Below are 26,072 nucleotides of genomic sequence, written 5' to 3'. Positions count from 1 at the left end.
GGCCATGAAGCTGATCGAAGACGCCAACAAGCAGGCGCTGGCCCGCATCCTCGAGGGTGAGCCCAGGCTGATCGATATCGTTCCGGCACGCGACGTGCTGGAAGGGTTGAAGGAACGCATGATCCTTCATGCCGGGCCGCCGATCACCTGGGACCGAATGTGCGGGTCCGATGCGTGGCGCGGTGGCAGGCGCCATCGTGTTCGAAGGCTGGGCTCCGGATCTTGAAGCCGCCTTCGAACTCGCGGCCGGCGGCGGCGTCGCCTTCCACCCCAACCATCATTTCGGCGCGGTCGGTCCGATGACCGGCATGACCACGGTCTCCATGCCGGTGTTCGTCGTCGAGAACGTCAAATATGGCAACCGCGCCTACTGCGCCATCAACGAGGGCCTTGGCAAGGTTATGCGCTTCGGCGGCAATGACGATAGCGTGCTGGCCCGCCTCGGCTGGCTGCGTGATGTATTCGGGCCGGTGCTGGCCAGGGCGATCCGCGCGCATGGCGGGATCGACCTGAAGGCGATCATCGCGCGCGGACTCTCGATGGGCGATGAAATGCACCAGCGCAACCTGGCCTGCTCCAGCGTGTTCCTGCGCGAGATCGGGTCGGCGCTGGCGCGCACCTCGACGGACAACGAGGTTCTCGCAAGCTGCATTGGCTTCATCGCGCAGAACGATCAGTTCTTTCTCAACATCGCGATGGCGATGGGCAAAGCGCTGACCGATCCCGCCAGCGGGATTCGCGGTTCGACGGTGGTGACCGCGATGTGCCGCAACGGAACCGACTTCGGGGTCCGTGTCAGCGGATTGGGCGATCGCTGGTTCACGGCGCCGGTGGAAATGCCGGAAGGGCTCTATTTCCCGGGCTATTCGCGCACGGATGCCAATCCCGACATGGGCGACTCCGCGATCGTCGAGACGGTCGGGCTTGGTGGCTTCGCGATGGCAGCAGCTCCGGCAGTTGCCGGATTCATCGGCGCCGGGGCGCCGTCGTCGGCGGGCAATTTCACGCGGGCAATGAGCGAAATCACTGTCGGGCAGAATCCGGAATGGACGATCCCCGCGCTCGACTTTGCCGGCGTGCCGACCGGCATCGACGTTCGCCTGGTGGTGGAGACCGGCCTTGCACCGGTCATCAACACCGGCATCGCGCATCGCGAGCCCGGCATCGGCCAGGTCGGCGCCGGCGTGGTGCGGGCGCCGATGGCCTGCTTCCGGCAGGTCGTTCTCGCCATTGCGGAAGATCTGGGGGTGTCATGAGCGCGTTTGTCCTGAACGAAATTCGCAAGGGCTTCTATCTCGACTCGGTGGCGTTGATGCGGTTGTCGCGCGAGATCGCGTCGGCGGCGGGCGTCATCGAAGCCGCGCTGATGATGGGCACGCCGTCCAACCAGGCGATCTTGCGCAACGCCGGATTGCTTGATGGTGAGGTGATCGCGCAGGGCAATGATCTGATCCTCGCGATCAAGGCCGAGAGCGAAGCGGCGGCACGCGTCGCGCTTGCCGAAGCGCAAAAGGCGCTCGATCGCCCCAAGACGAGCAGCACGGGCGAAGCGGCGTGGCGGCCGCGCAGCATTGCCGCGGCCGTCAAGGCCGCACCCGCCGCCAACCTCGCCCTGATCTCCGTTCCCGGCGAGTTCGCCGCGGCAGAAGCGCGCAAGGCGCTGAACCGCGGACTTCATGTCCTGATGTTCAGCGACAATGTCTCGATTGCGGATGAATTGTCGCTGAAGCAGCAGGCGCGCGAAGCGGGCCTCTTGATGATGGGACCGGACTGCGGCACGGCGATCATCGGCGGCGCGCCGCTCGCCTTCGCCAACCGGCTGAAGCGTGGGAGGATCGGGATCATCGGCGCATCGGGGACCGGTACGCAGGAGGTGTCGTGCCTGCTGTCCGAGGCGGGCGAAGGAATTTCCCACGCCATCGGCGTCGGCGGACGGGATTTGAAGAAGGAGATTGGCGGCATCACGACATTGATGGCGATCGACGCCCTCGATGCCGATCCCGAGACCGATCGCGTCGTGCTCATCTCCAAGCCGCCGCATCCGGACGTCGCCAGGGCCGTGCTTGGCCGGATCGGCCGGAGCTCGAAGCCCTACACAGTGTGCTTCATCGGCGCCGCCGCGGCGGACCTGCCGCCAAATGCACGCCTTGCGACTACATTGAGGGAAGCGGCCGAAAAAGTCCTGGGCAACGGCCGGAGCATTGGCGGCAAGTTCGACGCTGCCGCCGTGGCTGCGCGTTTGCCGCAGCGACGCAAGGCGGCGCAGCGGATCGAAGGGCTGTTCGCCGGCGGCACGCTCTGCGCCGAGGCGCAGGTGATCCTTGCCGCGGGCGGTCGCAAGGTGGCATCAAACGCCGCTATTCCCGGCGTCCCGCATTTCGGTGAGCCGGAGGCGCAGGGGAGGGACCGCATCGTCGACCTCGGGGCCGACGAATATACCCAGGGCCGGCCGCATCCGATGATCGATCCCTCGGTGCGCGACGATGCGTTGCGGGCGGCGCTGGCCGATCCCGCGGTCGCCGTCATCCTGCTCGATCTCGTGATCGGATACGGCGCACATGACAATCCGGCAGCGCATCTTGCGGCTGTCGTGGCGGGCCGCGCGGATGACGCGCCGGTCCTGGTTGCGTCGGTGACGGGGACCGAGCTCGATCGCCAGTTGCGTTCGGCGCAGATCAGGCTGCTCGAGGACGCCGGCATCGTGGTCGCGCCGTCGAATGCCCAGGCCTGCGACCTTGCTCTCGCTTTTTCCGTCAACGACGTCAGGATGCCGCGCTATGCGAACACTCAATGAGGTCCCGCGCCGTCTCGTGATCGCGATCGGCGGCAATGCCGTCCACCCCGAAGACATCAGCGGCACATCGGACGAGCAGAAAGCCGTCGCCCAGCATACTGCCGAGGCGCTGCTGCCGCTCGCCGAACTCGACAACGAACTGGTGATCACCCACGGCAACGGGCCGGTGGTGGGCAAGATCATGATGCGCCAGATGCTGACGATGAGCCGGATCCCGCCGATGTCGATGGACATCTGCGTCGCGCACAGCCAAGGTGGCATCGGCTATCTTCTGATGCAGGCGATTGAGAACGTCTTGCGCGCGCATGGCAACGGCCGGCACGTCGCCAGCCTGCTGACCCAGGTCGAGGTCGACGCCAACGATCTCGCCTTCGCCAATCCGACCAAGTTCGTCGGACCGTTTTTCACCGAGCAGGAAGCCCAGCGCATCAGCGCCGAGTTGAACTGGAAAATGCGCGAGGACTCCGGGCGTGGCTGGCGCCATGTCGTGCCGTCTCCGAAACCCAAACATGTCTGCGACATTTCGCTGGTCGACGCGCTGGTCAAGCGCGGCACCATCGTCATCGCAGGCGGCGGCGGCGGTATGCCCGTGATCCGCGACGAACGGGGCGTGCGCACCGGCGTGCCGGCAGTGATCGACAAGGACCTGACCTCGGCCCATATCGCCAACGTGCTTGGCATCGAGGAACTGCTGATCCTGACCGCGGTGCCCCGCGTCGCGATCAATTTCGGCAAGCCCAACAAGAGGGAGCTGGATCAGGTCAGCCTGGCGGAGATCAAGGCCTATCATCGCGAGGGCCATTTTCCGCCGGGAAGCATGGGGCCCAAGGTCGATGCCGCCATCCGCTTTCTCGAAGGTGGTGGCAAGCGCGCGATCATCAGCCATCTCAATTGCGCAATGGGCGCGCTGACCGGCGAGACCGGGACCCACATTGTTCCCTAGCGCTCGTCAGATGCGATGGCGGCGCCATTGATGATGGCCGCCGGGATCTGCCCGGCGGGATACCGATGTCGGTCGGCCGCGAGCACAGGTCCGGATCCATGCCGTTCCGCTCGGGCTGCCTGCGCGCCTATTTCAGCATCGCCGCGACGTTGTCCCTTGTCACAACGTCGAGACCGGTGTGGATGATCGGCGGCGCCTTCTGGCCTTTCTTGATGGCAAGCAGCGTGTCCATCGCTTTCTCGCCCATTTCGAACGGGCGCTGGCCGATCAGCGCATTGGCGTAACCCTCATTCAAAAGCTCAAGCTGCATCTTGAGGGTGTCGGCCACGACGAGCGTGAACTTGCCGGCGTCCATGTCCTTCTTGCTCTTGCTGGCGAACGCCTTGAAGCCTTCGGGCGCGAACATCGGCCAGCCACCGACCGGGATGATGGCTGCAAGGTCGGGAGCAGCGGTGCGCAGATCGGTCATCTGCTGAACGCCGAGCGCGGGATCGTCGTTGCAGAAGGTCGGCGAGCCCCCGACCTCGGTCCACTTCGAGCCCTTGAGTGCCTCACGCACGCCGTCGACCCGCTCGGCCAGGTTCTCCGCACCCGGCCCGCCGGAGATCATCGCGTATCTGCCGCCATCAGGCCGCAGCTTCAGCAATTGCTTGCCGAGCGCGAGGCCGAACTCCTTGTTGTCGGTGCCGATATAGGCAATCCGCTTCGAGCCCGGCGCGTCCGAGTCGAAGGTGATGACGGGAATGCCGGCTGCACTTGCCGCCTCGATCGACTTGGTCATCGCGGCAACGTCCGCAACCGAGATGGCCAGGCCATCCACCTTTTGAGTGACGAAATCCTGGATGATCTGCGCTTGCGTCGCCGGCTCGTGCTCGACAGGACCCTTGTAGATGCATTCGATGTTGCCGAGCTCCTTGGCGCGTTTCTGGCAGCCGTCGCGCGCGAAATCGAAGAACGGGTTGTTCATGGCCTTGGGCACGATCACGAATCTGTAGCCCTGGGCCAGGCCAGGCGTTGCCATCATGGCGAGGACCGCAGCGGCCAGAAGTGCCTTTCTCATTGTTTCCCTCCACATTTCTTATCGTGCCTATCCGTTCAAATCTGCGGCTCCAGGAGGCGGATAGGCGGACATCCATGATCCTCCAGGACGAACTCTTCAGGCCATGCGCGAGCGGAGACGATCGACCAGCACCGCGGCGATGATGATCACGCCCACCAGGGTCTGCTGCCAGTACGAGTTGACCTGCGCGAGCACGAGGCCGTTGCGGATCACCTCGAGCAGCACGCAGCCGACAATGGCCCCGAGCGGGCCGCCGGCGCCGCCCGCGAGATTGGCGCCACCGATGACAGCGGCCGCAATCACGTTGAGCTCATGGGATGTGGCCATGTTCGCCGGCGCCGATCCCAGCCAGCCCGAGACGATGATGCCCTGCAGACCCGCCGCGAGCGCACAGATCACGTAGATCTCGATCTTCACCCGGACGACCGAGATGCCGGTCAGCGCGGCCGCCTTCTCGTTGCCGCCGACGGCAAAGACGTGGCGGCCGAAACCAGTGTGATGCAGCACGACCGCCATCGCCAGCGCGAGAACCACGAGATAGATGAACGGCGCCGGCATGCCGAACACAACGCCGGATGTCAGCGTGTAGAAATATTCGGCGTCGGGGCCGCCGGGAAAACTGCCGCGGCCGTTGGAGACGACGTAGCCGAGGCCGCGCACGATCGAGAGCATGCCGAGCGTCGTGACGAACGGCGACAGTCCAAGCACCGCGATGCAGAAGCCATTGACGAGGCCGACAATCAGCGCGACGCCGAGCCCCGCCAGAACCGAGACGAGCAGAATCAAGCCGGGCATATTGGCAATCACGGTCTTGCCGTCAGGGGCTAAATGCACGAACCACTCCGCGCCGGGCATGCCCGGTGTCGAGACGTGCGTCATCACTATTGAGGTGGTCATCGCTGAAAAGCACATCACGGAGCCGACCGAGAGATCGATGCCGCCCGTGATGATGACGAAGGTCATGCCGAGCGTGGCGATGGCGATGAAGGAAAAGTTCTTCGCCACATTCTGTATGTTGCCTGCGGTCAGGAAATAGGGGCTGGCGAAGTTCATCAGCACGAACAGCGCCGCCAGCGCCAGCAGGACGTAGCCGGTCTGCGAGGCGAACAGGCCGCTGCGCCACCATCTGGCCTTGCCGACATTGGTGAAGGTGAGGGGAGATTCCAGGGGCGTGGCCATCACGCAGCCTCCTTCGCTCCCGTGATGAGGGAGGTGACTTCCTCGGGGCTGGTGTCGCCGATCGCCTTGTCGGCGCGCTTCTCGCCGCGCCGCATGACGACGACGCGGTCGCAGACAGCGAACACGTCGGGCATGCGGTGCGAGATCAGCATGACCGCGACGCCCTGTTCCTTCAGGCGATGGATCAGGCCGAGGACCTGCTCGACCTGGCGAACCGAAATCGCGGCGGTCGGCTCGTCCATCATCACCAGCCTGGCGTTGGAGAGCCGCGTCCGCGCGATCGCGACCGCCTGGCGCTGGCCGCCCGACATCTGCTTGACGAGATCGTGCGGGCGGGTCTCCGAGCGCAGCTCGCCGAACAGCTGCAGCGCGCGCGCTGCCATCGCCTTGTGGTCGAGCAAGGCGAATGGACCAAGCTTGCGCTTGAGCTCGCGGCCGAGGAAGACATTGGCCGCCGCAGTGAGATTGTCGGCGAGTGCGAGGTCCTGGTAGACCACTTCTATGCCGACCGCACGGGCATCGATCGGACGGGCGAAATGAACCGCCTTGCCGTCAAAGCGGATCTCGCCGTGACTTGGCGGAAAGTTGCCGGCAATGATCTTGACGAGCGTCGACTTGCCGGCGCCGTTGTCGCCCATCAGGCCGACCACCTCGCCGGGCGACACGCGGAGGTCGACGCCATGCAACGCGCGAATGGCGCCGAACTCCTTGCCGATGCCCTTCAACTCCAGGACTGCTAGCCCGGCGTCGTGAGGGGTTACCATGGCTGGCTTTGCTCAAGCATGCTGGCCACCTCCGCTCAGAAGTGCACCAGCGTGCGCAGACCGAGAATCCAGGCGTTGTCGGTCTTCACGCCGGCGGCATTGTACCCGCGCCCGCCAGGATGCATCACATACTGGGCGTCGAACTTCAGGTTCATCCAGCCCGTCGCCTGCCACCCGTACCAGGCTTCGATCGGAACTTCGTTTCCTCCGGCGTTGGGCGTGAGCGCAGCGGTATTCACATGGGTCGTACCGACCGCAAAGCCGACTTCGTCCTCCGGGCGCGAGGCGAACGTTCCGGTGTGCCTGAAGCCGAATGCAATCTGGTAATCCTGGTACGACGTGCGGTGGTCGGCGACGGTCGTATTGAGGAAGGTGTACCAGCCCTGTGCCTTGGGACCTTCAACCGTCAGCCGCTGCAGGATCGATTCATAGACGCCATAACGACCGCGCGAATCTCCGAGATTCTGGTCCGAGACGCCGCCGGTGCCCGGAGAGATCGCAATGATCCCCGGCAGGCCGCCATCAATTGTCGATGCGCTGTCATACCAGCCGCCAAATCTCCAGGTCCCGTTCAACGGACCGCTCGGTGCCCAGACCACCTCGACCGGCACCAGAACGCCCGAGGCGGGGCTAGAGCCGGGGACACCCGGCAGGAAGTAAGTCGCGGAGTCCGACGTCGTCAGGTAGTTCGGGTTGGCGTCGTAGACGCCGACCGAGAGCTGCCATTCCTTGGCGAAGTTGTAGTGCACCACACCGGCCCATTGGCTCACCGGCCAATTGTAGATGTAGCCACCCTGGATGTTGCCGGGCTGGCCGCCGCAGAAGGTCAGGTTGATGAACTCGCAGAGACCAAAGAAGAAGTCGGAGCCGACCGGAAGACGGCCGCCCTTGAGCTCAAGGCGATCATCGAACAGCTTCTGCGAGTAGTAGAGTTCGGTCAGGCGAAGAATGCTGCCGCGGCCGAACACTTCGTTGGTCAGCTGCAGCGCCGGAATTCCCGCCTCGTCATTCAGGTTGCGGCCGAAGCGGTCGACCAGCGTGAGGCCAACCGTGCCGCCATGGATGCCGGCAAGTTTTGCCATGTCGAACTTGGCCTGAAAGAAAAGCTGTCCGGCTTGGGTCGCGGTGTTCCTGTTGCCGCCCGACAAATTGCCGACGGCTTCGTCGCCCAGCGTCAGGGCCAGCGAGATCCCTCGCTCCTTTAGTTGCGTCCTGCCGAGATCGCCGAACAGATATGGTCTTGTCCAGAAATCATCGGTCTCGGTGTAAGGCACCGGCGGAGCCTTCGTCATGAGATCGGCCGCATGCGCGCCGCCGCCGCTGAACAGAGATAACAACGCCATCCCCACGCCGCACGCCCGCGCGGTGTTTACAGACCTAACTGACATTTTCTGCACTCCCAGCGTCCCCGGCTTTGTCTATTTTTTGTGCCACGTTCTCGCCCAAAGCCCTTCAGCGGGGAACGCGATAGTTTCAGTTCATCGCTCTATCAATCAGAGATAGAATGCGCACGCAAAGCCCTTCGAGACGGTCGCGAGGGTCTGCCTGCGGCTCACTGGGCCAGGCTTGCTGCGCCAAATTGGATACGAGCGCCGCGAGCTTGATCGATCTTGCGCCTCGAACTCCTTCCCCTCGTTCCTCTACTCAAGCCGCCGCGACCATATTCCCGGTCCGGGTTCTTCCTTTTCGAGTTGTCATGCCTGATCGCCCGTCGTCGTCGGCAACGCAGCCGCGCTATGCGGAGCTGCGCCCTGCAGAATTGTGCTTTCCTTCGATCTTGGCGCAGTGCGGGCGAGGCCTGCCAGCGCGGCCTTGCGCCGTCGACGGGCCTGCAATTGCTGATCCGCCAGCACACCGATCAGGATCACGGTCCCCATCACCGCGAAGTTCAGCGAATTGGGAATGCCGAGGATGTTCACAAGGTTCTGCAGCACCTGCAGCAACGCCGTCCCGAGCACGATGCCCAGAATGGAGCCCTCGCCGCCGCGCAGGCTACAGCCGCCGAGGACGGCCGCCGCGATCGCATAGAGTTCGTAGAAGTTGCCGAAGGAACTCGGAGAAACCGAGTTGGTGTAGAACACAAACATCACGGTCGAGACGCCGGCGAGCCCGCCGCTGATGACATAGGCGGTGGCGATCACGAGATTGGTGTTGATGCCGGAGAAGCGCGCCGCTTCCTCGTTCTTGCCCACGGCATAAAGCCAGCGCCCGTAGACCGAGCGGTGCAGCAGCACGCCGAGGATCAGCGCAAGGATGATCAGGAAGATGAAGGTGTTCGGGATGCCCGCAATATTACCGGAGGCGATGTTGCTCAGCGTGCTCGCCTCGTCACCGTAGCCGAAGCCGCGTGTCGAATCGCTGGTGTAATAGCGCGCGGCGCCGCGATAGATCAGCAGGCCGCACAGCGTTACGATGAAGGGCTGCATTTTCAGCCGCGTGATCAGGAAGCCCTGGATGCCGCCCAGCGCAAGCCCGCCCATCAGGACCAGCAGCAGCGCGAACGGCCAGGGCACCTGATAGGTCGTCAGCAGGTCGATGAAGATGACGCCGAGCAGCGCGAACATCGAGCCGAGCGAAAGATCGATTCCGCTGGTGATGATGACGAGGCCTTCACCCAGCGCGAACACGCCGAACAGGCCGATCAGATTGGCCATGTTCAGCAGATTCACGAACGACAGGAAGGCCGGATTGATCGCGCCGGTGATGGCGGAGATCACCGCCAGCAGCAAGAATAGGCCGAGTTCCTTCTTCATCATGGCGCAGCGGCCTCCATGGTTTCGAGCGCCTGGCCGACCGCCAGCCTCAACACGTTGTATTCGCTGAACTGGTCGCGCTCGATCACGCCGCTGACACTGCCTTCATGCATCACCGCCACCCGGTCGGAGACGCCGATCACTTCCTCCATGTCCGAGGAGATCATCACGATCGCGACGCCCTGGTCGGCGAGGCTGCGCATCAGCGCGTAGATCTCGCTCTTGGCGCCGACATCGATGCCGCGGGTCGGCTCGTCGAAGAACATCACGCGCGGCTGCATGGAGAGCCACTTGCCCAGCACCACCTTCTGCTGGTTGCCGCCGGAGAGCGTCACGGCTTCGATGTCGATGCTCGGCGCCTTGATGGACAGCCGCCTGGCCTGGTCTTTGGCGATTCTGGGCTCGGCCGCGCCGTCGACCAGCCACATCCGCGCATGATCCAGCAGGCTCGGGAGCGTCATGTTCTCTCGGATCGGCAGTTCCAGCACCAGACCGGATTTCTTGCGATCCTCCGGCACCAGGTAGATCCCTTGCCTGATCGCGTCACGCGGCGAGGCGACGCCGACCGGGGCGTTGTCGATCCGGATCTCGCCGCCCAGCAGCGGGTCAACGCCGAACACCGCGCGGGCAAGCGAGGTGCGGCCGGCGCCGACGAGCCCGGCGAGGCCGAGGATCTCGCCGCGCCGCACGGACAGATTGATCTGCCGGTCAGGAAAGGCAGTGGTCACGACGCCGGCGATATCGCAGCCGCCGGGCTGCGGCGTGCAGGACGGCGGTGTATATAGCGCCTTCAGGTCGCGGCCGATCATCAGCCTAATCATGGCGGCGTGGCTGAGTTCGTCGCGTGCCAATTCCCCCACCGTGCGCCCGTCGCGCAGCACCACGACGCGATCGGCGCAGCTCATGATCTCGCCGAGCCGGTGAGAGATGTAGATCACCGAGATGCCGTGCGTCTTCAGGTCGGCAATCACCTCGAGCAGCCGCTCGGTCTCCGAAATCGTCAGGCTGGAGGTCGGCTCGTCCATGATGATGACGCGGGCGTCGATCGAGAGCGCCTTGGCGATCTCCACCATCTGGCGCTCCGCGATCGACAAATTCTCGACCAGCGTGCCTGGCGTGAAATCGGCGCCCAGCCGTTCCAGCAGCGGCATCACGCGGGCGTGCATCTGCGCATTGTCCACCAGCTTCAGCGGGCCGCCGGCCAGCTTCTCGCGTCCGATGAAGACATTGGCCGCGACGTCGAGGTTCTCGAACAGGTTCAGCTCCTGGTGCACGAAGGCGATGCCGCATCGCGTCGCCTCGGTCACCGTCATCCGGGCGTGCTCGGTGCCGCCGATGCGGATCACGCCGGCGCTCGGCGCGATCACGCCGGCCAGCACGCGCATCAGCGTCGATTTGCCGGCGCCGTTCTCGCCGATCAGGCCCAGCACCTCGCCGCGATTGACGCGCAGATTGACGTCGTCGAGCGCCTTGACGCCGGGATAGGTCTTGCTGATTCCGCTGAGTTCCAGCAGCGTTTCCGCCATTCGGCATGTCCTCCTGCACAACGCCCGGCGGCCTGTGGCGGCCGGGCGTTGAAGCCGACTGAAGTTACTTCTTGAGTAGTTCCTTCAGATGTGCGGCGAACTCCGCGACGTTGGTCTTGCTGATCACCTTGGTCGGCACGATCAACTTGCTGTCCTTCGGAATCCAGGACTTGTCACCGTTCAGCGTCTTGATGATGTTGGTGGCGGAGAGATAGCCGAACTCGTAGGGCTGCTGCACGACCGTGGATTCGATCGTGCCGTCGGAAATGCCGCGCAGCGTCCGCTGATCCTCGTCGAAGCCGACGATCTTCACCTTGCCGGCCTTGCCCGCGGCCTTCACCGCGTCATAGATCAGCGGCGTCTCGTAGCTCCACAGGCCGGACAGCAGCGCGATGTCGGGATATTTGACGAGCACGTTCTCCATGTTCGCCTTGGCCTTGGCGAAGTCCACCTGGTCGGTGAACACGTCGACCAGTTCGACCTTGGTGCCGGCGATCGCTTCCTTGATGCCCTGCACCCGCTCGCGGGCGTTGTCGGCGTCCATCGTTCCGACGAACAGTGCGATCTTGCCGCCGTTCGGCAGCGCCTTCTTGATCTCCTCGCCGGCTTGTCGCCCCGCCGCGACGTTGTCGGTGCCGATATAGGCGAGGCGATTGCTCTGCGGCGCGTCGCTGTCCGTGGTGATCAGCACGGTCTTGGCCGCAACCTTGTTGAGTTCTTCGGTTGCATGCGGTGCATCGTCGACCGAGATCGAGATACCGGCGACGCCGCGCACCAGCAGATCGTCCAGTTCGCGCCGCTGGCCGGCCGCCGTCCCTTCATTGGTGACGATCAATTCGATATTGTAGTCCGGGTGCTCCTTCTGCGCCTTCTCAAGCCCACGGCCCGCGATGGTCCAGAAGTCGGCCGCGACATTGGTCACCAGCGCGATGGTCTTTTTCTGCTGTGCCTGTGCTACCCCCGTCGCCATGGCGAGCGCGGCAGCGCCCGCCATGAGCGGCACGATCAATTTTCTGGTTGAGACATTCATATGCACCTCCCTGTCGACACCCCCGGTGAGGGGATTTCACGCCCGGCGCTTTTCACGCCTTATTTTATTCACGTAACTAATAAATTAGCGCGACAAAATGTCCAGTCAAGGAAGTTCATGATCACGCCTTCAGCCAATAGTAGTATGGGAGTGATATTTTTCAGTCGCTATCCGCGCTTTTTGACCCACAAACGAGCAGCCTGCGTTGAATAATTTCATCAAGCGAATTAAAAAGCGCAATATGAACGAACAGCCCGAGCCGTTGAGACGTGCTTCGAGCCTGGCCCGCGGATCGAACCCCGGCCGTCTCGTCGAGGTACTGCGACGCCAGGGGCCGTTGCCGCGGGTCGAGCTCGCACGCAGCACGGGCCTGAGCTTCCCCGCCATTTCGGCCATCACGTCGAAGCTGATGGCGGAGGACCTGCTGTGCGAAGCCGAGACAGATGCGGCGACGCTGTGGCCCGACGACGCCGACGAAGAGGACGCGGATGGCGGCCGTCGCCGCGGCCGGCCGGCAGTCCTGCTGACGCTGAATCCCGAATTTGGCCGCATCATCGCGGTCTCGCTGCGCATGAATCTGGTCGAGACACTGATCGCCGATTTCAGCGGCTCCGCCCTGGCGCAATCGCGACTTGAACTCGCGACGCGCGCGCTCGATGCAAGCGCACTATGCGAGCTCGTGATCGCACAGATCGACGCCATGCTTGAGGCGACCGCCACGCCGCGACATCGCTTGCTCGGAATCGGAATAGCGCTGCAGGGCATCGTCGACGGCGATACCGGCCGGCATCTGTGGAGCCCGGCGCTGTCGATCACCGACGTCGATCTTGCCAAGCCGATCCACCAGGCGTTCGCTGTCGAAGTCGTGATGGCGAACGACGCGGTCGCGGTCGCGCTGTCCCTCGCTGCCGCCGAACCGGCACTGGCGCAGGGCCTCACGGCCACGATCATGGTGGGCCACGGCGTCGGCATGGGCATCATTGTCGACGGTGAAGCGCGCTGGGGTGCCGGCGCGGGCAGTGAGATCGGTCATGTCAAATTGGCGCTGAACGGCCCGCAATGCCGCTGCGGTCAGCGCGGCTGCATCGAGGCCCATCTTGCCGACTATGCGCTTTACCGCGATGCCCGCACCTTTCTCGACCTGCCGCCGGCGGCGTCGCAGCAACCGTCCGAGGCGCAGATGGCTCTGTTGCGCGATCGGGCGCGGAGCGGCGATTCCCGTCTCGAGCACTTGTTCCAGCAGGCGGGTCACGCGCTTGCCGAAGCGGTCGCCACGACGATATCGGTGCTGCGCCCGCATCATGTCATCCTCGCAGGTCCCGGCCTGCAGGCATTCGACATGATGCGCAGTGCCTATGAGGAGAGGCTCGACCAGGCGGTGCTGCCGTGGCTGCTCAAGTCCACGGCAATATATGTGCGTCCAAGCGAGTCGGCGACCATCGTCGACGGCATGGTGCGGCGGACGCTGCGGGTCGTGGACCGCAGCCTCATGGAGACAACCGAGTGAACCTCGGAATCTGTGGCCCTTTTGCCTGAGCCGCAGCAACGCAACCGACGCCTTCAGGCGCCAATATCGAGAGGATGCCAATGCAGGGCGCCATCTATCCAAGTCTCAAGGACCGGACCGTACTGGTCACCGGCGGCGGTTCCGGCATCGGCGAGGCGATCGTCCGCCGGTTCATCGGCCAGGGCGCGCGGGTCGGATTCATCGATATCGATCTGACGTCGTCGGAGCAGCTGCTGTCCGATCTCGGGGCACAAGCCCGCGTGCACTTCGAACATGCCGATCTGCGCGACATCGGCGCGCTGCGGCGCGCGGTCGCCGGCATCCGCGAGGCGCTCGGGCCGGTCACCATCCTGGTCAACAATGCGGCCCGCGACGACCGTCACGCGATTGAGGACGTCACACCGGAATTCTGGGACGAGCGGATCGCCGTCAACCTGAAGCACCAGTTTTTCAGCGCCCAGGCGGTCGCGCCGGACATGAAGCAGGCAGGGGGCGGTTCGATCGTCAACATCGGCTCGGTGAGCTGGGTGATCGGCCAGGGCAACATGCCTTGCTACACAACGGCCAAATCAGCCGTTCAGGGCCTCACCCGTGCGCTGGCCCGCGATCTCGGGCCGCACAACATACGGGTCAATTCCATCCTGCCCGGTTGGATCATGACCCAGCGGCAGCAGGATCTGTGGTTGACGTCTGAAGGCGTGGCCGAGCTGATGCAGCGCCAATGCCTCAAGCGCAAACTCGTGCCTGATGATATCGCCCGCGTCGTGCTGTTCTTTGCCGCCGATGACAGCGGTGCCTGCACCAACCAGAGCCATATCGTGGATGGTGGCTGGGTCTAGCGCTTCAAGTAATCCGGCAAGGTAAACCCGTCATAGAAGCGGTCGGACAGGATCGCGGTCTTGAATGTCTGTGACTTGTAGCCGGCGACGATGTCCTGCGCCCACGGCGAGCCCGCATTGGCCTGCTTCACCGCGACCACATTGATATAGGGCGTCGTCATCTTCTCCAGGGCGAATGCATTGGTCAGCTTCAAGCCGCTGTAGATCGCGAAGTTGCCCTGGATGGCGGCGAAATCAACGTCATCGAGCGCGCGCGGCGCCTGTGCCGCTTCCAGCGGCACGATCTTGATGCCGCCGGGGTTCTTGATCACGTCGAGTTCGCTGACATCGACCGGCTTGGAGTCGCGAATCTCGACGAGGCCGAGATCGCGCAGGATCCAGAGCGCACGCTGCAGATTGACGGGATCGTTGGGCACGGCCACGGTCGAACCGGGCTTGATCGGCGAGCCGACCGGGTGCTTCTTCGAGTAAAGCCCCATCGGGGGCGTCGGGACGTGGACGATGCCGACGAGGTCGGTTTGCTGCCGCTCGTTGTACGAGTTCAGGAAGATCGTGTGCTGCATGACGTTGGCGTCGATCTCGCCCTTGAACACTGCATTATTGGCTTCCAGCCCGGTCGAAAACTCGACATAGCGGATACGGTAGCCCTTCTTCTCGAGTTCCGGCGCGACGCCAACCTTGAATTCGTCGATGTAGGGGCCCGGCACGAAGCCGACTTTCAGATCGGATTTGGCTGATGTCTCCGCGTGCAGGGCGGCGCCGGTCAGAGCACCGAGAATGAGCAGGGTCGAAAGCAACAGGACGCGCGCAGTGGTCATTGAATTCTCAAATCCTCAGGCTGTGGGCAAATAGCGATCCGGCCGACGCGGGGTCGGCGGTTTCGATCACGTCAGGCGATCGCCTTGATCGATCCGGAAAATAGGCTTTGCGGCCGGCTCAGTCCGTAATGGTCACGCAGCGTCGTGCCGCTGTACTCGTCGCGGAACAGGCCGCGCTTGCGCAGGATCGGCACGACCTGCTCGGCGAAGATATCGAACCCGCCGGGTAGCCAGGGCGGCATCACGTTGAAGCCGTCGGCCGCGCCATTCTCGAACCAGGTCTGGATGTTGTCGGCGATCTTCTCCGGCGGGCCCGCGATCACCCAGTGGCCGCGCGCCCCGGCGAGACGCTGCACGAGCTGGCGGATGGTCGGCTGCTCGCGATCGACGATCTCGACCACGAGCTTGAAACGGCTGGCGACCCCGCGGGCGCTGCCGGTGTCGATCAGGTGCCGCGGAAAGGGACCGTCGAGGTCGAAGCCGGAGAGGTTGAGCCCGATCATCTGGCGAAGTTGGGTCAACGAGTATTCCGGCTGGATCAGCTCGTTGAACTCGTCCTGCAACAGGTCGGCTTCGGCCTGCGTGCTGGCGATGAACGGACTGATGCCCGGCAGGATCCTGACCTGATCGGGGCTGCGGTCGAACGCGCGTGCCTGCCGCTTGATGTCCGCATAAAACTCCTGGGCGCTCGCCAGCGTCTGATGCGCGGTGAAGATCGCTTCGGCATAGCGCGCGGCAAAGGCGCGTCCGTCATCAGACGAACCCGCCTGGACATAGACCGGCCGTCCCTGCGGTGTCCGCGAGATGTTGAGCGGACCGCGCACCCGGAAGTGCTTTCCGACGTGATCGATCGGATGGATCTTTCCCGTATCGGCGAAAATGCCGGATGCGGGGTCGTTCACCACGGCGTCGTCTTCCCAGCTGTCCCACAGCCGCGTGATGACATCGATATATTCCCGCGCCCGCTCGTAGCGCTCGTGGTGAGGTGGATGCTCGGGCAAGCCAAAGTTCTGCGCCGCCTGTGCCGTGCTGGTCGTGACGATGTTCCAGCCGGCCCGGCCGCCGCTGAGGTGATCGAGTGAGGCGAACAGGCGGGCCAGATTGTAGGGCTCGGTATAGGTCGTCGACGCGGTCGCGATCAGGCCGATCCGTTTCGTGGCGGCGGCGATCGCGGCCAGCCAGGTGATCGGCTCGAACCGGAAGCGTTGTGCGTAGCGAACATTGTCGGCGAGCGCGGGGCCGTCGGCGAAGAAGATCGCGTCGAATTTCTGCGCCTCGGCACGCTGCGCCAGCTCCTGGTAATAGCTGACGTCAAGGATGCGATCCGCCGCAGACCCCTGGTAGCGCCACGCCGCCTCGTGATGGCCGCCGGGATAAATAAAGAGGTTAAGGGAAAGCTGTCGTTTGCTCATCTCGGATCTCGTGAGTTTTGCTGATTATTATTGGTGGGACGGCGCCTTGTGCGCAAACGCGAAGCGCAGGTAGCGCTCCAGCTTCAAACCTTCGGGCGTGCGCTGTTCTTCGACAAGGCGCGCGAAGGTGCGGCGCACCAGTTCGCGCTCGTGAGAGGTGAACGCTTCGAGGAAATTTCCGAATGCGCTCGCTTCCGACCACTGCAGCAGCGATGCCGCATCGTCGTGGATATCGATCAGCGCGCGCAGCTCGCTGCGGTAGCCGGCGAAGCCGTGTGCCGCGAACAGCGATTTGAGCTCCTCGTCGGTCGATCCGAGCACCGGGTTCGAGTCCTGGCGATCGCCGGCAAGACCCGCCTCGATGATGGCGCGACGAAGCAGCAGGCGCGACTGGTGCGGCCTGGACGGATCCTGCACATTCAACCCGAGGCGGCCGCCGGGCTTGAGTACGCGCCGGATCTCCCGCAGCGCGCGATCCTTGTCGGAGATCCAATGGAAGACGCTATTGAGATAGATCGCGTCGAACTGCGCGTCGTCGAAGCGCGACAGTTCTTCGGCGCGCCCGGTGGCGAACTGGAGGTTATCCCCTTGCCGAAGGCGCGCAATTTCGATGCGGCCGGCAAGTGGATCGATACCGATCACGCGGCCGTCCGGACCGACCAGTCCGGCGACGAATTCCGCAAGTCGGCCGGTTCCCGTCCCGATGTCGAGCACGTGCTCGCCGGTCTTGATGGCGAGCGGCCCGATCAGGAACTTGCCGTGGCGAAATTGAACGAGTCCCGCTTCATCATAGGAGCGGGCGAGCTCCGGGGTATCGTGTTCAAGGCTGATGTTGCCAGCAGTTCGCGGCATTTCGAGAGATCCATCGTTGCTCGCCGCGCGTCGACGTCAGGCGCGTGCGCTGCGTCAGACTCTATGTCGGCGGCGGTGAAATGAATTTGCGTTGTTGCACGGCAAGCGAGCATGAACGTGACGAGTTCGTCGTTCACCGGAGATGACTGCGATCGCGCCGATCCCGGCGACGTATGATTTGGGAAGTTCTCCCGATCGATCGCGCCGATCCCGCACGTCGCAATGCACATGAGATGATCGGTCAGGCGGCGATCATCGCAAATATTTCAATGCCCGCGTTGTCCACGACGCGAACATTGCCTGCTATCAAAAACAAAGCTGGTTTCGTTTCATTGACTGAATGTCGATCGCTTTTACGATTTGTAACGTCAAAGCGAGGTGGTCATTCATGCCGCAATCCGATCCCGACAGCGTCGCCCGCGAGGCCCTCCGGCTGATCGGGGCCGACCCACAGAACTGGGTGCCTGATCGCGACGGAATCGATCACAACGTCGTCGTGGTCGGCGGTGGCCAGTCCGGCGCGGCCTTCGCGTTTGCGTTTCGGCGCGCCGGGATCGGCAAGGTCTCGGTGATCGATGCCGCCGCCGACGCCAGCAAGGCCGGCGTGTGGCTGACGAGCGCGCGAATGCACAAGCTTCGCACCCCGAAGACGCTTCCAGGTCCGGAGCTCGGTCTGCCCGGTCTCGGTTTCCAAGCATGGTATGAAACGCGCCATGGCGCGGCGGCCTTCGACGCGCTCGATCGGATTCCGCGGCTCGACTGGGCGGCCTATCTCGACTGGTATCGCCGCGTGACAGGCGCCGGCATTCGTTACGGTACGCGGCTGCTCCGCATCGAGCCTGCAGCCGATCATTTGCGGTTACATCTGGAGCGGAGCGGGGTCACGACCATCGAGACCACGCGCAAGCTGGTGCTCGCAACCGGCTTTGCGGGTAGCGGGGGCGCTTATGTCCCCGACGCGCTGCGTGTCCTGCCGAAACGATTCCGTGCGCATACATCGGAGAAGATCGATTTCAGGACGCTGCGAGGTCTTTCCGTTGCGGTGATCGGGAGTGCTGCGTCGGCCTTCGATGCGGCGGCCGCAGCCCTTGAGGCCGGAGCGCGTGATGTTCATCTGTTTGCACGCCGGGAAACCTTGGCCGCGTTGCCGGTCATTCGGATCCGCGGCTACCCGGGAGCCTATGACAACTATGGCAGCTTGCCCGACGCGGTGCGCTGGCATCAAGCGATTCGGTTCAGGCAGGCTGGGTCGACCCCGCCGCCGGATGCGATCTCGCGCGCGGTAGCCTTCCCCAATTTTCATCTGCACCTGGGCGCACCCTGGACCTCGGCGCAATTGAAGGGGGTGCGGCCGGTCGCCATCACTCCGCAGGGCGAGTTCGCGTTCGATTTCGCGATTGCGGGAACTGGCTATTCCGTCGATCTGGGCGCGCAGTCAGAGCTCGGCGATTTCGCCGACGAAATCCTTCTGTGGCGAGATCGCTTCGTGCCGCCTGACGACGAAAAGGACGATCGCCTGGCGGCCTATCCTTATCTCGGGTCCGGGCACGAGTATCTGGAGAAAGTTCCGGGCCGCGCGCCGTATCTGAAGGACATTCACGTCTTCAACCCGGCAGCATTTGTCAGCTTCGGCCTGCCGATCGGCGACGTTCCAAGCTTCAAGCGCGACATTCCGGGGATCACGGCCAGGGTCAGCCGCGATCTGTTCCTGGCCGACCTTGCATCTCACGAGGCGCGCATCAACGGAGAGATCGCGGAGGATTTCACCGCCGAGCTCTATGCACCGGCTGTCTGGCGACCGCCGCAGCCCGTCGCGGCGGAATAGCGAGGATCACGACCACATCATTGATCTCCGCCGTCGTTTCCGCGACCGGCGCATGGCGGAGCCTTGTCCAGGGGATCGCGGCGACGAGACCAACATCATGAGCAAGACGACCACCATCGACAACGTCATTCCGCGCGCCGACATCGTCAAGCGTGCCGCCCGGCTTGGTGCCGAGATCAAGAATGTGAAGCTGTCGGGTGACCTTCCCGACGCGGTCATCCGTGCTGTCAACCAGGTGCTGCTCGAGCACAAGGTGATCTTCTTCCGCGACCAGGAGCACCTCGACGACGCCGAGCAGGAGCGCTTCGCGGTCAGGCTCGGCAAACTGGTGCCGCATCCGACCGTCGGCCCGAGCAAGGGTACGTCGTCGATCCTCGAGCTGGACTCGGGGCGTGGTGGCGGCCGCGCGGACCAATGGCATACCGACGTCACGTTCGTCGATGCCTATCCGAAGATCTCGGTGCTGCGCGGTGTGGTGATCCCGCCCTATGGCGGTGACACCGTCTGGTCCAACACGGCGGCCGCCTATCTCGATCTGCCTCCGCCGTTGCGCAAGCTCGCCGACGAGCTCTGGGCGGTTCACAGCAATGCCTATGGTTACGCGGTGAAGTCTCGCGCCACCGACGCCGACAGAAAGCATTTCGACGAGGTATTCACCGGGACGATCTATGAGACCGAGCATCCGGTCGTGCGCGTCCATCCCGAAACGGGCGAGCACACGCTGGTGCTCGGCAATTTCGTCCAGCGCTTTGTCGGCCTGCCGAAATATGACGGCCAGAAGCTGTTCGATCTGTTCCAGTCCCACATCACGGCTCCGGAGAATACCGTGCGCTGGAGCTGGCGGGCCGGAGACGTCGCGATCTGGGACAATCGCGCGACCCAGCACTACGCCGTCAATGACTACGGCGATCAGCATCGTGTGGTGCGCCGCGCCACCATCGACGGCGAGGTTCCGGTCAGCGTCGACGGCCGCCACAGCGTGACGCGGATCAAATCGCCGAAGCCGCAAGCGGCGAAGGCAGCCTGAGCATGTCGCCTATTGGAGCAACACAATGAATGCCATCATTCGAATTCTGCGCGCGCGGCGAGCCGCTGCGCGCCGGGCGGCGCGATTGCTGCTGGCCGGCGTCTTTGCGTTGGGCCTGATCGCTTCGGCCTTCGCCGAGCCACCGCTCGAGAAGACCGAGATCCGTTATCAAGGCTGGGCCGGGCAGGTGACGTTCACCGAGCTCGCCGAGGACCTCGGCTACCTCGCGCCGCTCAAGCTCAAATGGGTCGGCAACACCATCAGCGGACCGCAGGACATCCAGACCGTCGTCACCGGCGACATCGACGTCGGCGGCGCTTTCTATGGCGCGATTATCAAGCTGATCGCGGCCAAGGCACCGATCAAGGCGGTGGTCGGCTACTACGGCTCCGACGCGAACACCTATTACGGCTACTATGTGAAGGATGACAGTCCGATCAAGACGGCCCGTGACCTGATCGGCAAGAAGGTCGCGGTCAATACGCTTGGCGCCCATCTGGAGTTCGTGCTGCGTGAGTATCTGGCGCGGAACGGTCTTAGCGCCGGCGAGACCAAGCAGGTGACATTGGTGGCGGTCCCACCCGTTACCGGCGAGCAGGCGCTGCGGCAAGGGCAGGTCGAGGTGAGCGCGCTCAGCGGCGTGTTGCGCGACAAGGCGCTGGAGCGTGGCGGGATCCGTTCGCTCTTCAACGATACCGATCTGTTCGGACAGTTCACCGGCGGTGCCTATGTGCTGCGGGAGAAGTTCATCAAGGACAATCCGAACACCGCCCGCAAGCTGGTTGAGGGGATCTCGCGCGCGATCCAGTGGGCGCAGACGGCGCCGCCCGATGAAGTGCGGGCTCGCTTCAACCGGATCATCGCGGAGCGCAAGCGCAACGAGGACGCCTCCTCGATCAAGTACTGGAAGAGCACCGGCGTCGCGTCCAAGGGCGGCGTGATCTCGGATGCTGAGCTGCAGGTCTGGGTCGACTGGCTGGTCAAGGATGGCCTGCTCAAGCCGGGCCAGATCAAGGCCTCGGACACCTACACCAACGAGTTCAACTATTTCCGTCCCGGAAAGACGGCGGAGGCGCGATGACGTCGGTCAAGATCAGCTTTGACAAGGTCCGCAAGGAGTTCGTCACCCGAGGCGAGGGAGGCCGGCCGGCGGGCCATTTCACCGCGCTCGAGGACATCACGTTCGACGTCCGCGCCGGCGAATTCCTTGCCCTGGTCGGTCCAAGCGGTTGCGGCAAGTCGACATTGCTCGATCTGCTCGGCGGGCTCGCAACGCCGACCAGCGGCCGCATCCTGCTCGATGGCCGGCCGATCATCGGTCCCGGACGCGACCGCGGTGTCGTGTTCCAGCAATATGCGCTGTTTCCATGGCGCACCGCCGTGCAGAACGTCGAGTTCGGGCTCGACATTGCCGGCCTCAAGCCGAAGCAGCGCGGAGAGATCGCGCGGCACTTCCTCGACTTGGTCGGGCTGTCCGGCTTTGCCGACCGTTACCCGCACGAGCTTTCCGGCGGCATGAAGCAGCGTGTCGCGATTGCGCGGAGCCTGGCCTACGATCCGGAAGTGCTGCTGATGGACGAGCCGTTCGCCGCGCTCGATGCCCAGACGCGCGAAACGCTGCAGGGCGAGCTGCTGCGGATCTGGCGTGCCACTGGCAAGACCATCATCTTCATTACCCATGGCATCGACGAGGCGATCGTGCTCGGCCAGCGCGTGGCGGTCATGACGTCGCGTCCGGGGCGGATCAAGGAGATTGTCGATATCCCCGCGGCCTTGCGCAGCGAAGCCGAGGACGTGCGCTCGCTGCCGGAATTCGGCCGCGTGCGCCATGAGATCTGGAGCCTGCTCCGCGAGGAGGTGCAGAAGGCGCAGCAGGGGCAATCGGCGGGCAGGGTCAGCGCAGGCCGTGTCGAGCGTGAAGTAAAGGAAGTCGCTCATGTCTAGCCTGGAGATGCTGACATTGCTGGAGCTCGCGCATGAACGGCGAGACGAGCAAGCGGCGGCGGCGCGGTCACCGCTGGTGAGCGCGGCCCGCGCCGCGACCCGCGGTCTGGCAGCTTTCGGGCGCCGCTCCCTGCTGCTGATCGCCCTTCTGGCGATCTGGGAGGCCGCGCCCAGGCTCGGCTTGATCGACGCGGTGTTTCTGCCGCCATTCTCTGGTGTCATCGCCGCAGGCTGGCAGCTCGCGCAAACCGGCGAGCTCTATGACGACGCCTCCGCGAGCCTGCTCCGCGCCCTGAGCGGGTTTCTGGTGTCGGTCGTGTTGTTCGTCCCGCTCGGGCTGGCCGTCGGCTGGTACACAAGGCTCGGCGATCTGCTCAACCAGTTCATCGAGATTTGCCGCAATACCGCGCCGCTCGCGCTCCTGCCGGTGTTCATCCTGCTGCTTGGCATCGGCGAGCTCTCGAAGGTCACGATGGTAGTCTATAGCTGCGCCTGGCCGCTCCTGCTCAACACCATCGCCGCGGTGAAGCAGGTCGATCCGCTCTTGATCAAGTCGGCGCGGACCATGGGCGCGACCCCACAGCAACTGTTCCGCAAGGTGATCCTTCCGGCGGCGCTTCCGACGATCTTTGTCGGCATTCGCCTCGCCAGTGCGTCAGCCATGCTGGTGCTGGTCGCATCCGAGATGGTCGGCGCCAAGGCCGGTCTCGGCTATCTCATCATCAACAGCCAGTACAGCTTCCTGATCCCGCAGATGTATTTCGGCATAATCGGGATCACCGTGATCGGGTTGGCATTCAATGCGGTCCTGGAGGCGTTGGAACGGCGCTTGATGCGATGGAAGGCACAGGTTGCGGCGTGATGAGATCGTGGTTCAGGCGCCGCTCGGGCTGTTTCGTGCGGTGGCCTGCGTCACAATGCTGTTCGGCGGCACGTCCTTGGTCAGCCAGACGTTGCCGCCGATGGTCGAGCCGCGGCCAATCGTGATCCGGCCGAGTATGGTTGCGCCGGCGTAGATCACGACGTCATCCTCGACGATCGGATGGCGGGCGTCGCCCTTGATCACATGGCCCTCGTCGTCGGTCGGGAAATGCCGCGCGCCGAGCGTGACCGCCTGATAGATCCGGACGTTGTTGCCGATGATGGCGGTTTCGCCGATCACGACGCCGGTTCCGTGATCGATGAAGAAGCCGGAGCCGATCCGGGCGCCGGGATGGATATCGATGCCGGTCCTTGTGTGGGCGATCTCCGACATCAGGCGAGCCACCAGCCGCGCGCCGATCTGGTAGAGCAGATGTGCAAGACGATGGTGGATGATGGCGGTCATCCCCGGATAGCCGATCAGGATCTCGGGAAAATTCCGCGCCGCCGGGTCTCCAACGAATGCCGCCCGCAGATCGTTGATCAGAAGTCCGCGGACCGGCGGCAGATGGGTGGCGAATGCGCGTGTCAGCTCGATCGCCTCCTCATGCACAAAGCCCGGCTCCAGCTCGTCGCCGACGAACAGCGCGCCGCGATGGATCTGCGCGCTGAGCGAATCCAATGCTGTGCTCAGCGTGTTGCCGACGAAATAGTCGATGTTCTCGCCGTCGAGGTCCGATTGGCCGTAGTGGCGCGGAAACAGCGCCTCGGTGAGGCCGTCGAGGATCGCCTCCAGCGCGTCCCGCGAGGGCGCGCGGCGTGCCTCGCCGTCGCGCCGGATGCTATGGGTCTCCTCGCGGGAGGTGCGCAGCTCGGCCACGATCCGGTCGAGCTGCCAGCGGCCCGGTGGTCTGCTGACCGGGCTGGCCGTTGACGGAGGCGATGCTGGCGGCAATTCGCGTTTCATGCTGCACCCTTTCTCTGCCCTAACGGACATGCGCCAGAGGAATGCTGACTTCGGCCAATAGGTCGAGATCGGCCTCGTGATCGATCTGGACATACTGTCCATTCCAGTAGGTGAGGCCGGACAGCCGATGCGACAATTCCATGCTGGCGAGGCGGCCCACGATGATGCCATGGGAATGCCGCTCGATGATCTCCTCGACCTGGCATTCGATCATCGCAAGCGAACGCTGCAGCAACGGCACGCCCGAGGCTCCATGGGTCCAGTCGGTGCCCTCGAAGCGTTCCCTGCCTTTCAGCCGGCCATTGCTGAAGCGCTCGGCCAGGGCCTGCTGGTCGGAGCCGAGGATGTTGACGCCGAACAGCCGATGGCGGGCGATCGGTGCGAAGGACGATGCCTGCCGGTTGATGCTGACCAGCAGCCGGGGTGGGCTGGCGCTGAGCGACGTCAGCGAGGTCACCGTCATGCCGGTGATGTCCTCACCCTGTCCTGCGGTGATGATGCAAACGCCGCCCGGGAGGCGGCGCATGACAAGGCGAAATTGACGCTCGATCTCGTGGTCGGCATCCACAAGATGAATATCCGGCTTGCTCATCGGGATTCTCCCTTGCATTGCCTCGCCGGATTGGACCTCGCCAGAGCGTTTTCGAGCGAAGTGGATACCGGTTCGCGTGAAGAAAACGCATCAAAACAACAATCCAGAGCTCCGTTCCGATTCGATCGGAGTGGGGCTCTAGAAGAAGCCCTTGGCGGGTAGCGGCGTGCCGCTGATCTCGTATTGTCCGATCGAGCGCGCCTTGAAGGTGTTTGGATTGTGCGACGCCAGGGTGCGCGCGTTGCGCCAGTGGCGGTCGAAATTGGTCGCCTTCTTGGTGGCCGATGCGCCGCCGACATCGAACAGCAGGCTGCCGCTCCGGATCGCGAATTCGTCCGCAACGATCTTGGCCTTGGCCGACAGCAGCGCGGCCTTGTGCGCGGCATCGACGGCGCTTTCGTCACCTGCATCGAAGGCGTCGGTGGCGGCATCGAGCGCCTCCCCGGCCGCAAGCACCACGGTCTCGGCGGCGAATGCGCTGCTGGCGATCTGACCGACGGTCTGTTGCAGCAGCGGGTCGTCCGCCGGGACCTCACTCGGCGCGTAATAGAACGTCCGCTTGCGGGTCCGCACCAGGGCGCTGGCGTCGCGCAGCACGGCGCGCGCGATGCCGGCATTGATCGCGGTCAGGAACAGCTGGGCAAATGTGTTGGAGTAGGGAATGCCGTAGCCGGTATCCGGTGCATCGAACACGACCTCCTGGCGCTTGACGCGCACGTTGCGGAAGTGGGTGGTGCCGGTCGCCGTCAGCCGCTGCCCGAGACCGTCCCAGTCGTCGATCAGCTCAATGCCCTCGCGGTTCACCGGAATCAGCACGGCTGCATTGGTGGCGGATGTGTCGGCGGTGCGAACGAGGACGTAGTCCGAATACAGTGTGCCGGTGCTATAGTATTTCGTGCCGTTGAGCAGGTAGTCGTCGCCGTCGGCAGTGAGTGTCGTGTTCGGCGTGAGATTGCCGACCTTCGGCGTGTCGAGCTCGGTCGCCGCGAGCCCGATGATCGCGCCGTCGGCAACTGCCTTCTGCCACTGCCTGTGCTGATCGTCCTTCGGCCGGCGCACCAGGCGTTCGACGACGCTGAAATGGTTGCGCAGGATATGCGCGACATTGGCGTCGGCCTCGCCGAGACCGATGACGATCTCGAACAATGCGCGAATCGACAGGCCGGCGCCGCCGGCTTCGATCGGAAGCCGCAACGCGCCGAGGCGGGCCTTGCGAATGAGATCGACTTGCGCGAACGGCAGGACGCGCTCGCGTTCGCGGTCGGCGGCGCCTTCCGCGATGCGGCCGAGCAGCGCGTCGATATCGGGTGCGCGGCTGTGAAGGCGGTCGGAAGGCTCCAGCGAGGTGGCGGACAGAGGCTTGTTCATTGGTATCACCC

At 64.1% G+C, this 26,072-nt stretch carries 25 protein-coding genes; 12 read left to right on the top strand and 13 right to left on the bottom strand.

Going from position 1 to position 26,072, the window contains the following annotated elements:
• The first annotated feature begins 4 nt into the window (after positions 1-4).
• Genes ACVW1B_RS27855 through ACVW1B_RS27840 form a run of 4 tightly spaced genes read left to right on the top strand, consistent with a single transcriptional unit; the run spans position 5 to position 3,737 of the window.
• A complete protein-coding gene (locus ACVW1B_RS27855) occupies positions 5-226 on the top strand; it encodes a hypothetical protein (protein WP_456822527.1) in 222 nt (73 codons plus the stop codon).
• The gene (locus ACVW1B_RS27850; protein WP_456822526.1) at positions 183-1,256 is read left to right on the top strand and encodes a DUF1116 domain-containing protein; all 1,074 of its coding nucleotides are present in this window, start codon (positions 183-185) and stop codon (positions 1,254-1,256) included. The genes ACVW1B_RS27855 and ACVW1B_RS27850 overlap by 44 nt, the downstream gene beginning before the upstream one ends.
• Positions 1,253-2,794, top strand: a complete 1,542-nt coding sequence (gene fdrA, locus ACVW1B_RS27845; RefSeq protein WP_456822525.1) for an acyl-CoA synthetase FdrA — start codon at positions 1,253-1,255, stop codon at positions 2,792-2,794. Before ACVW1B_RS27850 ends, fdrA begins: the two co-directional genes overlap by 4 nt.
• On the top strand, positions 2,778-3,737 hold the full coding sequence (locus ACVW1B_RS27840; protein ID WP_456822524.1) for a carbamate kinase: 960 nt from the start codon (positions 2,778-2,780) through the stop codon (positions 3,735-3,737). The genes fdrA and ACVW1B_RS27840 overlap by 17 nt, the downstream gene beginning before the upstream one ends.
• 127 nt (positions 3,738-3,864) lie before the next feature.
• Here ACVW1B_RS27840 and ACVW1B_RS27835 read toward each other — a convergent pair whose 3' ends face one another.
• From ACVW1B_RS27835 to ACVW1B_RS27805, 7 genes are all read right to left on the bottom strand, one after another.
• Complete coding sequence (locus tag ACVW1B_RS27835) at positions 3,865-4,797, bottom strand: sugar-binding protein (RefSeq protein ID WP_456822523.1); 933 nt, start codon at positions 4,795-4,797, stop codon at positions 3,865-3,867.
• Positions 4,798-4,893: 96 nt separating this feature from the next.
• Positions 4,894-5,976 carry an ABC transporter permease gene (locus tag ACVW1B_RS27830; protein ID WP_456822522.1) on the bottom strand — a complete coding sequence of 361 codons (1,083 nt, stop codon included), beginning with the start codon at positions 5,974-5,976 and terminating at the stop codon, positions 4,894-4,896.
• A complete protein-coding gene (locus ACVW1B_RS27825; RefSeq protein WP_092081449.1) occupies positions 5,976-6,740 on the bottom strand; it encodes an ATP-binding cassette domain-containing protein in 765 nt (254 codons plus the stop codon). The genes ACVW1B_RS27830 and ACVW1B_RS27825 overlap by 1 nt, the downstream gene beginning before the upstream one ends.
• A gap of 35 nt (positions 6,741-6,775) precedes the next feature.
• A complete protein-coding gene (locus tag ACVW1B_RS27820; RefSeq protein ID WP_310881569.1) occupies positions 6,776-8,128 on the bottom strand; it encodes a carbohydrate porin in 1,353 nt (450 codons plus the stop codon).
• Between the two features lie 306 nt (positions 8,129-8,434).
• The gene (locus ACVW1B_RS27815) at positions 8,435-9,496 is read right to left on the bottom strand and encodes an ABC transporter permease (protein WP_456822521.1); all 1,062 of its coding nucleotides are present in this window, start codon (positions 9,494-9,496) and stop codon (positions 8,435-8,437) included.
• Positions 9,493-11,019, bottom strand: coding sequence for a sugar ABC transporter ATP-binding protein (locus tag ACVW1B_RS27810; RefSeq protein ID WP_456822520.1), 1,527 nt, complete (start codon positions 11,017-11,019; stop codon positions 9,493-9,495). The genes ACVW1B_RS27815 and ACVW1B_RS27810 overlap by 4 nt, the downstream gene beginning before the upstream one ends.
• A 64-nt stretch (positions 11,020-11,083) precedes the next feature.
• Positions 11,084-12,049 carry a sugar-binding protein gene (locus tag ACVW1B_RS27805; RefSeq protein ID WP_225158724.1) on the bottom strand — a complete coding sequence of 322 codons (966 nt, stop codon included), beginning with the start codon at positions 12,047-12,049 and terminating at the stop codon, positions 11,084-11,086.
• 241 nt (positions 12,050-12,290) lie between these two features.
• On the opposite strand from ACVW1B_RS27805, the gene ACVW1B_RS27800 reads away from it, so the two are divergent.
• Together ACVW1B_RS27800 and ACVW1B_RS27795 are read left to right on the top strand one after the other, a co-directional pair.
• Positions 12,291-13,556, top strand: a complete 1,266-nt coding sequence (locus tag ACVW1B_RS27800; RefSeq protein ID WP_168855345.1) for an ROK family protein — start codon at positions 12,291-12,293, stop codon at positions 13,554-13,556.
• 80 nt (positions 13,557-13,636) lie between these two features.
• On the top strand, positions 13,637-14,395 hold the full coding sequence (locus ACVW1B_RS27795; RefSeq protein WP_057017428.1) for an SDR family NAD(P)-dependent oxidoreductase: 759 nt from the start codon (positions 13,637-13,639) through the stop codon (positions 14,393-14,395).
• On the opposite strand, the gene ACVW1B_RS27790 is transcribed toward ACVW1B_RS27795, so the two are convergent.
• The 3 genes from ACVW1B_RS27790 to ACVW1B_RS27780 all read right to left on the bottom strand — a co-directional run bounded on the left by ACVW1B_RS27790 (position 14,392) and on the right by ACVW1B_RS27780 (position 17,330).
• Positions 14,392-15,213, bottom strand: a complete 822-nt coding sequence (locus tag ACVW1B_RS27790) for a MetQ/NlpA family ABC transporter substrate-binding protein (RefSeq protein ID WP_253606991.1) — start codon at positions 15,211-15,213, stop codon at positions 14,392-14,394. The genes ACVW1B_RS27795 and ACVW1B_RS27790 overlap by 4 nt on opposite strands.
• Before the next feature lie 71 nt (positions 15,214-15,284).
• Positions 15,285-16,625 (bottom strand): LLM class flavin-dependent oxidoreductase, encoded by a 1,341-nt coding sequence (locus tag ACVW1B_RS27785; protein WP_253606992.1) that lies wholly within the window; start codon positions 16,623-16,625, stop codon positions 15,285-15,287.
• Between the two features lie 27 nt (positions 16,626-16,652).
• Positions 16,653-17,330: a class I SAM-dependent methyltransferase gene (locus tag ACVW1B_RS27780; RefSeq protein ID WP_253609888.1), complete on the bottom strand. Its 678-nt coding sequence runs from the start codon at positions 17,328-17,330 to the stop codon at positions 16,653-16,655.
• On the opposite strand from ACVW1B_RS27780, the gene ACVW1B_RS27775 reads away from it, so the two are divergent.
• The 6 genes from ACVW1B_RS27775 (at position 17,214) to ACVW1B_RS27750 (ending at position 23,135) form a co-directional block, all read left to right on the top strand.
• A complete protein-coding gene (locus tag ACVW1B_RS27775) occupies positions 17,214-17,561 on the top strand; it encodes a hypothetical protein (protein ID WP_253610083.1) in 348 nt (115 codons plus the stop codon). The genes ACVW1B_RS27780 and ACVW1B_RS27775 overlap by 117 nt on opposite strands.
• Before the next feature lie 304 nt (positions 17,562-17,865).
• Positions 17,866-19,302, top strand: coding sequence for an FAD-dependent oxidoreductase (locus ACVW1B_RS27770; protein WP_253606993.1), 1,437 nt, complete (start codon positions 17,866-17,868; stop codon positions 19,300-19,302).
• Between the two features lie 97 nt (positions 19,303-19,399).
• Positions 19,400-20,329, top strand: a complete 930-nt coding sequence (locus ACVW1B_RS27765) for a TauD/TfdA dioxygenase family protein (RefSeq protein WP_253606994.1) — start codon at positions 19,400-19,402, stop codon at positions 20,327-20,329.
• A gap of 25 nt (positions 20,330-20,354) precedes the next feature.
• Positions 20,355-21,410, top strand: a complete 1,056-nt coding sequence (locus ACVW1B_RS27760; protein WP_253606995.1) for an ABC transporter substrate-binding protein — start codon at positions 20,355-20,357, stop codon at positions 21,408-21,410.
• Positions 21,407-22,273 carry an ABC transporter ATP-binding protein gene (locus tag ACVW1B_RS27755; protein ID WP_253606996.1) on the top strand — a complete coding sequence of 289 codons (867 nt, stop codon included), beginning with the start codon at positions 21,407-21,409 and terminating at the stop codon, positions 22,271-22,273. Before ACVW1B_RS27760 ends, ACVW1B_RS27755 begins: the two co-directional genes overlap by 4 nt.
• Positions 22,266-23,135: an ABC transporter permease gene (locus ACVW1B_RS27750; RefSeq protein WP_253606997.1), complete on the top strand. Its 870-nt coding sequence runs from the start codon at positions 22,266-22,268 to the stop codon at positions 23,133-23,135. Before ACVW1B_RS27755 ends, ACVW1B_RS27750 begins: the two co-directional genes overlap by 8 nt.
• Before the next feature lie 12 nt (positions 23,136-23,147).
• On the opposite strand, the gene epsC is transcribed toward ACVW1B_RS27750, so the two are convergent.
• From epsC to ACVW1B_RS27735, 3 genes are all read right to left on the bottom strand, one after another.
• A complete protein-coding gene (gene epsC / locus ACVW1B_RS27745) occupies positions 23,148-24,101 on the bottom strand; it encodes a serine O-acetyltransferase EpsC (protein WP_253606998.1) in 954 nt (317 codons plus the stop codon).
• A 19-nt stretch (positions 24,102-24,120) separates the two neighbouring features.
• Positions 24,121-24,693: a flavin reductase family protein gene (locus tag ACVW1B_RS27740; RefSeq protein ID WP_057017437.1), complete on the bottom strand. Its 573-nt coding sequence runs from the start codon at positions 24,691-24,693 to the stop codon at positions 24,121-24,123.
• 138 nt (positions 24,694-24,831) lie between these two features.
• Positions 24,832-26,061: an acyl-CoA dehydrogenase family protein gene (locus tag ACVW1B_RS27735; RefSeq protein ID WP_310881578.1), complete on the bottom strand. Its 1,230-nt coding sequence runs from the start codon at positions 26,059-26,061 to the stop codon at positions 24,832-24,834.
• Positions 26,062-26,072 lie beyond the last annotated feature (11 nt).

It is taken from the genome of Bradyrhizobium sp. USDA 4502 (assembly GCF_054063355.1).
Note: the sequence above shows the minus strand (reverse complement) of the source record. Positions and strands in the feature narration are given on the sequence as shown.